Annotated in this window: 8 protein-coding genes and 5 pseudogenes; 5 read left to right on the top strand and 8 right to left on the bottom strand. The window is 64.7% G+C overall.

Annotated elements, in window-relative coordinates; genetic code table 11:
* The 4 genes and pseudogenes from RHBS_RS17170 to egtD form a co-directional block, all read left to right on the top strand.
* Positions 1-274 (top strand): annotated as a pseudogene (locus RHBS_RS17170) (ergothioneine biosynthesis glutamate--cysteine ligase EgtA); the annotation flags it as partial.
* Positions 271-1,574, top strand: a pseudogene (gene egtB / locus RHBS_RS17165) (ergothioneine biosynthesis protein EgtB). The pseudogenes RHBS_RS17170 and egtB, both read left to right, overlap by 4 nt.
* A pseudogene (gene egtC, locus RHBS_RS17160) lies at positions 1,575-2,311 on the top strand (ergothioneine biosynthesis protein EgtC).
* A gap of 9 nt (positions 2,312-2,320) precedes the next feature.
* A complete protein-coding gene (gene egtD / locus RHBS_RS17155) occupies positions 2,321-3,289 on the top strand; it encodes an L-histidine N(alpha)-methyltransferase (RefSeq protein ID WP_128646102.1) in 969 nt (322 codons plus the stop codon).
* 5 nt (positions 3,290-3,294) lie between these two features.
* Here egtD and RHBS_RS17150 read toward each other — a convergent pair whose 3' ends face one another.
* The gene (locus RHBS_RS17150; RefSeq protein ID WP_128646101.1) at positions 3,295-3,690 is read right to left on the bottom strand and encodes a RidA family protein; all 396 of its coding nucleotides are present in this window, start codon (positions 3,688-3,690) and stop codon (positions 3,295-3,297) included.
* Positions 3,691-3,786: 96 nt separating this feature from the next.
* Between RHBS_RS17150 and RHBS_RS17145 the strand changes: the two genes are divergently transcribed.
* Positions 3,787-4,797, top strand: a complete 1,011-nt coding sequence (locus RHBS_RS17145) for a YafY family protein (protein ID WP_128646100.1) — start codon at positions 3,787-3,789, stop codon at positions 4,795-4,797.
* On the opposite strand, the gene RHBS_RS17140 is transcribed toward RHBS_RS17145, so the two are convergent.
* The 7 genes and pseudogenes from RHBS_RS17140 to glmU all read right to left on the bottom strand — a co-directional run.
* Positions 4,761-6,140: an ABC transporter permease gene (locus RHBS_RS17140; protein ID WP_128646099.1), complete on the bottom strand. Its 1,380-nt coding sequence runs from the start codon at positions 6,138-6,140 to the stop codon at positions 4,761-4,763. The genes RHBS_RS17145 and RHBS_RS17140 overlap by 37 nt on opposite strands.
* Positions 6,137-6,889, bottom strand: a complete 753-nt coding sequence (locus RHBS_RS17135) for an ABC transporter ATP-binding protein (RefSeq protein WP_128646098.1) — start codon at positions 6,887-6,889, stop codon at positions 6,137-6,139. Before RHBS_RS17135 ends, RHBS_RS17140 begins: the two co-directional genes overlap by 4 nt.
* A gap of 81 nt (positions 6,890-6,970) precedes the next feature.
* Positions 6,971-7,630 carry a response regulator transcription factor gene (locus RHBS_RS17130; protein WP_121870613.1) on the bottom strand — a complete coding sequence of 220 codons (660 nt, stop codon included), beginning with the start codon at positions 7,628-7,630 and terminating at the stop codon, positions 6,971-6,973.
* Complete coding sequence (locus tag RHBS_RS17125) at positions 7,630-8,826, bottom strand: sensor histidine kinase (protein ID WP_128646097.1); 1,197 nt, start codon at positions 8,824-8,826, stop codon at positions 7,630-7,632. Before RHBS_RS17125 ends, RHBS_RS17130 begins: the two co-directional genes overlap by 1 nt.
* Before the next feature lie 18 nt (positions 8,827-8,844).
* Positions 8,845-9,474, bottom strand: coding sequence for a hypothetical protein (locus RHBS_RS17120; RefSeq protein WP_237669311.1), 630 nt, complete (start codon positions 9,472-9,474; stop codon positions 8,845-8,847).
* A 136-nt stretch (positions 9,475-9,610) separates the two neighbouring features.
* Positions 9,611-10,554 (bottom strand): annotated as a pseudogene (locus RHBS_RS17115) (ribose-phosphate diphosphokinase).
* A 35-nt stretch (positions 10,555-10,589) separates the two neighbouring features.
* Positions 10,590-11,193, bottom strand: a pseudogene (gene glmU / locus RHBS_RS17110) (bifunctional UDP-N-acetylglucosamine diphosphorylase/glucosamine-1-phosphate N-acetyltransferase GlmU); the annotation flags it as partial.

Below are 11,193 nucleotides of genomic sequence, written 5' to 3'. Positions count from 1 at the left end.
ATTCGAGGCGCTGCTGTCCACACCCGAACTGGTGGCCCGCGCCACCGAGATCGGCGGCGGGACGGCCGGACGGTGGCTCGACGCGGCCCGCGTCGGGCTGGCGGACGGTGACCTACGTACGGCCGCAACCGAATTGCTCGACCTCGCAGCGGAGGTCGGTGGCGAGTTCTCCGAGCACCTGTCGGCGGCATCTCGCCGGTGCAGTGCGGGTGAGCCCCCCAGTGAGTTCGACGCGGCGACACGGGAATTTCAGACTCGAAAGGAATCGGTGTGAGCGCCGAACAACTCAGGAGCAGGATCGAAACGGTCCTTACTCGCAGTCGTGCCCGCAGCGCAGCACTCACCGACTGCGTGGACGAGACCGAACTGATGGCGCAGCATTCGCCGTTGATGAGTCCGCTGGTCTGGGATCTCGCACACATCGGTAGCCAGGAAGAACTCTGGCTCGTGCGCGACGTCGGTGGCCGTGACCCCGTCCGTCCCGACATCGACGAGCTGTACGACGCGTTCAAGCACTCGCGTTCTTCACGTACGTCGCTTCCGCTGCTCACTCCGGACGAGGCGCGCGTCTACGTCCAGACCGTCCGCGACAAGGCCTGGGATGTGCTCGACCGTTGCACTTTCGAGTGTAGGCCGGTGGAGAAGCACGGTTTCGCGTTCGGCATGATCGCCCAGCACGAGCAGCAGCACGACGAGACAATGCTCGCCACTCATCAATTGCGTTCGGGGCCTGCGGTTCTGACGGCTCCTGCTCCACCGGCCTCGGTGGTGCCGGTGTCGGGTGAGGCCGTCATTGCGGGTGGCCCGTTCTCGATGGGGACCTCGCTCGACCCGTGGGCACTGGACAACGAGCGACCGGCTCATGCCGTGCACGTGCCCACCTTCGCCATCGACCGAGCCCCGATCACCAACGCGCAGTTCATGGACTTCATGGCCGACGGCGGTTACGAACGCCGTGAACTGTGGACCGAGAAGGGGTGGCAGCATCGCGTCGACGCGAACCTGACCGCACCGCAGTTCTGGGAGTCCGACTCCGATGGCACCTGGTGGCGTCGCAGCTTCGGCGCGAGTAAGCCGGTGCGCCCGCATCAGCCGTGGTGCACGTGTGCTGGTTCGAGGCCGACGCCTACGCCCGCTGGGCAGGCAAGCGTCTGCCGACGGAGGCCGAGTGGGAGAAGGCCGCGCGCTTCGACGCCGACACTCGCACCAGCAACGCGTACCCGTGGGGCGACGCCGAACCCACTGCCGCACATGCCAATCTGAACCAGCGGCATCTCGAACCGGCGGACGTGGGCGCGTACCCCGACGGTGCCTCCTCGGCCGGTGTGCATCACCTGATCGGTGACGTGTGGGAGTGGACCTCCTCGGATTTCGAGCCGTACCCCGGGTTCGAGGCGTTCCCGTACGCCGAGTACTCCGAGGTGTTTCTCCGCGGCGACTACAAGGTGTTGCGCGGCGGCTCGTTCGGCACCGACGAGGTGGCGTGTCGAGGCACGTTCCGCAACTGGGACCACCCGATCCGCCGCCAGATCTTCAGCGGATTCCGGTTGGCCCGCGACGTCGAGCCCAGCTGAATGTGCCGTCATCTGGGGTATCTGGCGCTGCCACCTCTGTCGGATCGCTGCTGACGCAGGGTGATCATTCTCTGCGCACCCAGTCCTTCGCACCGAACGACATGCGCGGTGGAGGGACCATCAACGCCGACGGCTTCGGCGTCGCATGGTGGCAGGACGGTTCGGTGCGCAGCTACCGCAATCCGATGCCCATCTGGACCGACCCGGCGGTGGACGATGTTCTGCCGCAGGTGCGCTCGGCGTCGGTGATCGCGGCAGTGCGATCGGCAACTGTCGGCATGCCGGTGGAACGCAGTGCCTGCGCCCCGTTCACCGACGACCGATGGGCGTTCAGTCACAACGGTGTGGTGTTCGGCTGGCCGCAGTCGATGGTCGAATTGTGGTCGGAGGTACCGCCGATCGACGCGCTCGCGTTGCCCGCGCCCACCGATGCCGCCGGCCTGTGGTTCGTACTGCGGAACCTGTTGCGCACCCACGATCCCGAGACGGCACTGCGCGTGCTGGTCCGTAGGGTCCTCGCCACCTCGCCCAAGGCTCGCCTGAATTTTCTGCTGTCGGACGGCGAGAGCATGTACGCCACGGCGGTGCATCATTCGCTTTCGGTTCTGCGGAACGAGGATTCGGTGACGATCGCCTCCGAACCCCTCGACGATCGACCCGACTGGATTTCCATCGACGACCGACGCATGGTCGTCGCCACGACAACCGATCTCACCATTTCCAGCCTGGAATCGTAAAGGAGCGTCATGAGCACAGTGGACGTACATCTGGCCGACACAGCATTGCTCGACGAGTTGCGCAAGGACGTGCGGGACGGTCTCACTGCCGACTCGAAGTGGCTCTCGCCCAAATACTTCTACGACGCTCTGGGCAGCGAGCTGTTCGAGCAGATCACCGCTCTGCCCGAGTACTACCCGACGCGGACCGAGCGCGCCCTCCTCGAGGAGCATGCTCTGGACATCGCGGAGACAACCGAATCCGCCATGTTGATCGAGCTCGGTTCGGGCTCCTCGGAGAAGACGAAGTTGCTGCTCTCCGCCGGAGTCAAGCACGGATCACTGAGAACGTATGTGCCACAGGATGTATCCATCTCGGCGCTCGAGGGCGCTATCGAGCAGATCGCGCAGGAATTCCCCGCGCTCGAGGTGCACGGCATCGTCAGCGATTTCACCGACACTCTGCACAATCTGCCGGGCGGCGACGGCCGGACGATCGCATTTCTCGGCGGTACCCTGGGCAACCTCATTCCCGAGGAGCGCGAGGAATTTTTGAAAGCAGTAGCCGACGCGCTCGATCCGGGCGAGTATCTGTTGCTCGGTGTCGGTTTGGTCATCGACCCGGACGTGCTCGTTCCGGCGTACGACGACGCTGCCGGGGTGACTGCGAAGTTCAATCGAAACGTGCTGTCGGTGATCAACTCTCGCCTGGGTGGCAACTTCGATCCCGATGCGTTCGAGCATGTCGCGCTGTGGAATGCCGAGCAGGAGTGGATCGAGATGCGACTGCGGGCCACATCGTCGCAGGAGGTGTACCTCGCCGACCTCGATCTGCACGTGCATTTCGAGGCAGGCGAAGAACTCCGCACCGAGATCTCGGCGAAGTTCCGACCGGACGGCATCACCGAAGAACTGGCGGCCGCGGGATTCGGCGTCGGGCATCTGTGGTCCGACGCCGATTCCCGATTTGCGCTCATTCTTGCCCGGAAGGGCGAGTAGCGGCGTCAACCCACGGCGATGGCGTCGATTTCGATCTTCTGACCAGGAACTGCCAACCGGGTCACTTCCAGCATCGTGGTGGCCGGTGCAACTCCTGCTGCGCCCAGTCTTGCCATGAGTACACCGTAGTGCTGGAACAGAAGGTCGACGTCGGTGGTGTAGATCCCCAGTTTCACCACGTTCGACATCGACATGTCGGCCGCCGCCAGCACCCCGTCCAGATTGTCGAGACTTAGCGCAAGCTGCGCGGCCATGTCTCCGTCATGCTCCGGTGCGCCGTCGCTGTTCATTGCAGTCTGCCCGGAGCAGTAGAGAGTCCTAGTGTGTCCGTTGATCAGCACGCCCTGGTCGAAGCCCAGCGCCACCGACCACTGCACCGGATTGACCGCAGTTCGTTCCATCGTCTTGTTCCTCCGTCTTGTTCGTCCGACCGTACGAAGGAAAGGCTGTCACCGAATCACGACACCCTCTGTCGTGTATTTCGGTACCGTCTTCGCATGCGCGCAGACAGGCTGGTCTCGCTCGTGCTCCTGCTACGCCAGCGCGGCCGAATGACGGCCGACGCCCTCGCCGCCGAACTGGAAGTGTCGACCCGCACCGTGCTCCGCGACATCGACGCTCTCTCGACGGCGGGCGTGCCTGTCTACGCCGAACGGGGACGACTGGGAGGATTCGCGCTACTGCCCGGCTTCAGAGCCGAGTTTCCTGGCCTCAACCACGACGAGGCCCTGGCACTGTTGGCCGCTGTCGGATCGAGCGGGGGAGGCCATGCGCTCGGCCTCGGGTCCGCCGTCGCGTCGGCGCTTCGAAAGGTGATGGACGCGTTGCCGGATGGACATCACGACACCGCGCGTACTGCTGCTCGGCGGCTCCTCATCGAGCCCGAAGCGGATCTCCTGTCTCGACGCACCGCCGCCGAGCAGATTCCCACCGCTGTCATGGACCCCGTGCGCCGAGCTGTGCTCGACGGCAGGAAGCTTCGGATTCTGTACGCGCCGGTGGGCGGAGACGAACAGTGGCGCGTCGTGGATCCGGTCGGGCTGGTCACGGTACGTCACCGCGGCTATCTTCTCGCCACCCGAGACGGCGAAGACCGCACCTACCGCCTTTCGAGGGTGATGGACGCCGTGGTGCTTTCCGACCCGGCGCAACGCTCGGACAACGTCAGTCTCGATCGGTTGTGGCACGAGCGCAGCACTCGATTCAGGAACGGAGACGCTCGGACGACAGTGTCGGCGTGCATACATCCGGCGCGTCGGGAAGAACTCGCAGACACCGCGTTGACCGTCACCGACGAGAAACTCGACGGTGACGGTCGGTTGCGCTTGGAACTTACGTTCCAGGATGCGCGGCATGCGGAGTGGGCCCTGTGGCAACTCGGGACGGATGCGGAAGTGCTTGCACCGCAGTCGTTACGCGATGGTCTCTATCGCCGTGCTCTCGAGATTGCGGAGCACTACCGACCTCGCGATCAGGCATCCGCCAACGCGACCACCGGCGAAATTTGATTCGCACGTCGTGCCGGGGTCAGTGAGGCTCCGAGCGCGAGGAGTCCGCCGCACAGCACGGTTCCGGCGATCACAGCCCACGGAAGAGTGGGGGCAGTGAGCCCGCGAGAATCCAGTGAGCCGAGCAGCGATTGTGCTGCGGCCCAGCCGTATCCGATGCCGAGAATCAGACCGAAGCCCATCGACGCGACCACCATCTGGCTGCTCTCCGAGACGATCATCGCCCGAATCTGCTTGCGGGTGAATCCGAGTGCCCGCAACAGGCCGATCTCTCGGGTGCGCTGCAGAATGCTCAGCAGGAGGTTGTTCACCATCCCGACCGCCGCGATGACGGCCGAGAACCCGATCAGTCCGGTCATGATTCCCACCGTCACGGTGAGTACCTGGTTGACGGAGTCTTCGTCGTATTCGTTGACGAGCATCGACCGGTAGCTGTACATCGCGACGGCGAACGTGGTCACCAACGTGACCCCGATCAGCAATCCCACCGCGGTGCGGGTACTGCGATCCGGATAGCGAATTGCGTTGGCCGCAGCCAATCTCGCCGCAGGTCCGCGGCCGAACAGTCTCCCGACCATCCTCAGCGTCGCGGGCAGAATTCGATAGGCACCGACCATGATGCCGGTGAACGATGCGACGCCGCCGAGGAACGCGACCAGAACGCCGGTCGGGTTCACCATCCCGATCAGGATCCCGAGCCCGAGGAGCGCCACTCCGCCTGCGATCAGCACGATCGACAGCACCGTCCTGACACGACGCGACCGCGGAGCCTCCACTCCCGTGTCCACGGCGCCTCCCGTCGCCTGAACAGGCGTCACGTCCAACACCTTTCGAGACCCGACGTACGACGCGAGGGTCGTCGTCAACACCACGATGACGACCGGCAGGATCACCAGCGGTTGAACGGTCGTGTACGCCACATCCGGCAGTTGACCGGCCGAGACCGCGACCGCCCGCGCGAGGTGACTGGCGCCGATTCCGAGAACCGAACCGACTGCACCACCGAACAATCCGACGAGGAAGCCTTCCCTGGCCACCGATCGTCGTAGGTCACGCGCCCGTGCACCCAGTAAGCGCAGAAGAGCGATGGTGCGGGTGCGGCCGGCGACGATCGTCGCGAACGTGTTCGAGGTGACCACCGCCGCGACGTACAGTGCGAGACCGATGAACACCAGGGCCACGCTGTACAACGCAGTGACGGCTGCACCGTCGGTATCCCCGAAGATGTCGACCAGAAAGGCCGTCGCCTGAATCAACACCACACCGAAGAACGACGCCAACGAGGTCACCAGAATGCTGGCACCATGCTCCTTCGACGCCTGAGCAGAAGTCAACGCACTCATCGGACGCTCTCCATTCCCAGCATGTAGCTCGAAATCTGTTCCGCCGTCGAACGACCCAATTCGTTGACGATGCGCCCGTCGGCGAGGAAGACGATGCGATCGGCGTAGCTGGCGGCAATGGGGTCGTGCGTGACCATCACGATCGACTGGCCGTACTCGCGCACCGCTGCGGCGAGTAGACCGAGAACCTCACGGCCGGTGCGAGAATCGAGGTTGCCGGTCGGTTCGTCGGCAAAGATGAGATGCGGCCGCGTACCCAGTGCCCGGGCGATCGCGACACGCTGCTGCTGCCCACCCGAGAGCTGATGCGGGCGGTGGTTCACCCGGCCCTGCAATCCCAGAGTGTCGATCAGCTGCTCTATCCATGCCGCCTCCTCGGCGGTGGGTGCGCGGCCGTCGAGCTCGAACGGCAGCAGTATGTTGCCCCGAACATCGAGGGTGGGAACGAGATTGAACGACTGGAAGATGAAGCCGACCTGCGTGCGGCGCAGCGTTGTCAGTGCGTCGTCGTTGGCCGCTGTGATGTCGGCACCGGCCAGCATCAGATGCCCGGAGCTGGCGTTGTCCAGTCCGGCCATCACATGCATCAGGGTCGATTTGCCGGAGCCGGACGGTCCCATGATGGCGGTGAACTGGCCGCCGTGAATGTCGAGAGAGACGTTGTCGAGGGCGCTCACCGGATTGGACGAGTCGCCGAAATGTTTGCTGACCTGAAATGCCCGGGCAACGGGGCCTGCTGTGATCGTCATGCCCACAACGCTATGAATTCGGCGGCCCCGAGTAATCAGGCGCGAGTCTTCGCCTCGTACATCTACAGGATGACTTCGGTGTCAGTCTCCGGTCAGGCCGTGCTCGAAGGCGTAGACCACCAACTGCACCCGATCTCGCAGCGCAAGTTTGGCGAAGATGCGACTGATGTGCGTCTTCACGGTTGCCTCGCTCAAGAACTCGATGGCCGCAATCTCCGAGTTGCTCAAGCCCCGCGCGGTGAGCCGGAAGAGCTCCTTCTCCCGTGCGGTGAGGGTGGCGAACTCGGCAGGGACCTTCGGCACCACCGGCGTCGGCGTGAAGTGCGCCAGCAGCCCCGTCGTCGCCGACGCGGCAATCACCGAGTTGCCCGCATGAACCGTCCGGATCGCCGCGAGCAGAAATTCCGGGTCGGCGTCCTTGAGCACGAATCCACTCGCTCCCGAACGAATCGCTCGCGCCGCGCTCTCGTCGAGATCGAATGTCGTGAGCACCAGAATCCGCGGTGGAGTATCGGACGCGGCCACGATCTGCTCGGTCGCGGCGATACCGTCGAGCACCGGCATCCGGACGTCCATGAGCATCACGTCGGGCCCTGCCGACGCGGCGAGCTCCACTGCTTCCTTGCCGTTGCCCGCTTCTCCGACGAACTCCAGATCGGGCTGCGAGGAGATGAGCATGCGAATTCCCGCTCGGAACAGCTGCTGATCGTCGACCAGAGCCACCTTGATTCGATCGGCCATCAGTTGATTCCCTTCGTGGACGAGCCGGCAGCAGGAAGCCAGGCAGTCACGGTCCACGACGAGCCGTCGCCGGACGCGGTACACATGCCACCGGCGAGGCTGGCGCGTTCCTTCATGCCGGCGATTCCGTGGCCACCCGATTCCGATGCCGAACGCACCGAGGACACACTGTTGCGCACCGTCAGTTCGATGCCGGCGGAGTCGGATTCGATGGTGACGGTGACAGGCTTGTCGGGATCGCCGTGACGTAGGGCATTGGTCAGCGATTCCTGCGCAATCCGGTAGAGCGCCAGGTGCGCACCGGCACCCAACGACACCGATGTGGTGTCGATCGAGGAGTCGATGTTCAGTCCGGTCGCGCGCACTTGGTCGAACAGGCGCTCGAGATCGTCGGGTGTCGGGTTCGGCAGATCGCCCTGACTGTGCCGAAGCTGTCCGAGCAACACCCGAACGTCGGAGAGTGCCTCGCGCGCGGTGTCGGAGATGGTCGTCAGTGCAGTGTCGACGGCAGCGGGATCGACGGCGCGCACGTAGCGTGCACCGTCGGCCTGCGCGATCACCACGGCGAGCGAATGCGCCACGATGTCGTGCATGTCGCGAGCAATTCTGTTGCGCTCCTGCTCGATTGCCATTTCGTGTTCGGCGCGGGCCTGATGTACCTCGGCGAGCTCGCGCGCGTGTGCGGATTCGATGGCGGTGCGTCGGGCGTAGGCGAGGCGGCCCAGTGCCCAGGACAACCCGAGCATCGCCCACAGGCCGGCGAGGAGTAGGGCGAACTGCGCGAGTCGGGGTTCCTGGTAGCCCTCTTCCGTCGGCGGGCCGAACGGATTGCCGTCCACGAAAGCCAGATACAGCGCCGCGATCACTCCGCCGCCGACGGCCGACGCGAGCCCGAAGCGTCGAACGACGCTGTCGCCGTAGGCGGCCGAGCAGTACAGAATCGCGAATATTGCGGTGTCCGCAGAGAGGGGGAGCACCCCGCTGACCATCTGCACGACGGCCAGCAGCCAGGCGAGTACCAACGACAGTCGCGGTGAGCGGCGCCTCATGGCCAGCGCAACGCCGAATCCGACCAGCACACCCGCGCCGGGAGAACCGTAGGATCCGCTCAGCGTGGACGGCAGCAGGAGCAGAACGAAAACGACGGCGTAGGTGACATCGAGCACCTGCCGTGAGATCGAACGCTTGCGCAGCACTCGATCAGACTACGTGGATCAGTTGGTGCGGCGACGAGCCTTCTCGAGCGCGGCCAGAGTCGACAGGACGGTGGTGCGCTGCCGTTCGAGATCCTTCATGCGTGCACGTGCCGGCAGACCCTGCACGCCGTCGAGCGCGCTGATCTGATCGTCGACTGCGGTGAGCTGCCCCAGCAACTTCTCGACGCGCGACTGCAGTTCGATCGCGTCGATCCCGGTGACACCGGCCTGGGACTTCTTGGTCGGTGCCTTCGCAGGCGCTCCGGACGTCGTCGAGGCCGGTGCGTTCCCCGCAGCAGCGGCCCTGGGACGCAACGCTTTGCGGACGGCAGCCGGATCGGGCAGCTTCTCGAGGCGAATACGGTTGAGTACCTCACGCGCATCCCGAGCGGTGACGCGGTACTCGCGCTCCTCCTCGTCCTCGGACGCCAGCGTGCCGCCCAGGGGTCGCAGACCGTACATCCCGATGAAGTGTTTGGCCTCGTCGATGACGGCTTCCTTCTCGCGGCACAGACCGCAGCGCGGCTCGTTTCGGAAGTCCTCGACGCTGTCGGTGCTACCGCACCAGACGCATCCGCCCGGCGTCCATCGGGCAATTCTGACCGTAGTAGTTCCAGCCGGGCCGTGGGGAGAGTCTGCGTCGATCACGACGAGTCATCTTAGGTGACAACGAAACCCGCCCCGCACACCCCCGTCTCGCGAGCTGCATGTTCCGGTCACGGACGTGACGTAGTTCATGCGGCGCGGACGGAGAGTGGGCGGGGCGGGTGAAACAGACTGACTGTTATGCGCTGCCGTTGAAAAGGCTGGTGACGGAACCGTTTTCGAAGACCTCGCGGATGGTGCGAGCGAGCAGCGGTGCGATCGAGAGCTCGGTCAGCGTTGCGAAGCGCTTCTCGTCGCTGATCGGCAGGGTGTTGGTGACGACGACTTCCTTGGCACCGCAGTTCGCGAGACGCTCGGCGGCCGGGTTGGACAGAACGCCGTGGGTGGCGGCGATGACGACGTCACCGGCTCCGGCTTCCTTGAGCACCTTCACCGCTCCGGCGATGGTGCCGCCGGTGTCGATCATGTCGTCGATGAGGATGCAAGTGCGGCCTTCGACGTCACCGACGACTCGGTTGGACTTGACCTGGTTGGGCACCAACGGGTCACGCGTCTTGTGGATGAACGCCAGCGGCGCGCCGTCGAACGAGTCGGCCCACTTCTCGGCGACGCGCACGCGGCGGAGTCGGGGGAGACCACGGTGATGTGCTCGAGGCTGTAGGTCGCCCGGATGTGATCGGCGAGCTGGCTGTGTGCGTGCATGTGATCGACGGGGCCGTCGAAGAAGCCCTGGATCTGATCGGTGTGCAGGTCGACGGTGATGATTCGATCGGCACCGGCGGTCTTGAGCAGATCCGCGACCAGACGAGCGGAGATGGGCTCGCGGCCCCGGTGCTTCTTGTCCTGGCGGGCGTACGGGTAGAACGGCAGGATCGCAGTGATGCGCTTGGCCGATCCGCGCTTGAGCGCGTCGATCATGATGAGCTGTTCCATCAGCCACGTGTTGAGCGGGAACGGGTGCGACTGCAGCACGAAGGCGTCCGATCCGCGGACCGACTCCTCGAAGCGAACGAAGATCTCGCCGTTGGCGAAGTCACGCGCGGTCTGCGGGGTGACGTCGATCCCGAGCTCCTTGGCGACCTGCTCGGCCAACTCCGGATGTGCTCGACCAGAAAACAACATCAGGTTCTTCTGGTTGTCGATCCAATTAGGGGTGGTCACTGCTCTTCGCCGTCCTTTTGTTCTTGCCGATCACGATCTGCGAGCGCCGCTGCTTTCGCAGCTTCGGTTCCGGGCCTGTTGTTCATGACCCAGCCTTCGATATTGCGTTGCTTGCCACCGGAGACGGCCAGCGCGCCGGGAGGAACATCGTCCCGAACCACTGTTCCTGCACCGGTGTAAGCGCCGTCGCCCACATGTACGGGAGCGACGAACGTCGAGTCGGAACCGGTCCGTACGTGGGATCCGATTTCCGTGCGGCTCTTGTTGACGCCGTCGTAGTTGGCGAAGACGTTGGAGCAACCGATGTTGCTGTGGTCGCCGATCGTGGCATCGCGACGTAGGTGAGGTGCGGGACCTTGGTGTGACGGCCGATCGTCGCGTTCTTGGTCTCGACGTAGGCGCCGAGTTTGCCGCCCTCGCCCAGCACTGTGCCGGGTCGCAGGTAGGTGAACGGTCCGACGGTGGCATCGGGTCCGATCACGGCCTGCTCGGCGTGGGTGCGCACGACCGACGCGCGCTCGCCGATCTCGACGTCATGCAGCGTCGAGTCGGGCCCCACGATCGCGTCGTCGGCGATGTGGGTCTTGCCGTGCAGCTGGA

Source organism: Rhodococcus sp. BS-15 (genome assembly GCF_000813105.1).
GTDB lineage: Bacteria > Actinomycetota > Actinomycetes > Mycobacteriales > Mycobacteriaceae > Rhodococcoides.
The sequence above is the reverse complement of the archived record's forward strand: the minus strand, read 5'-3'. Positions and strand labels throughout refer to the sequence as shown.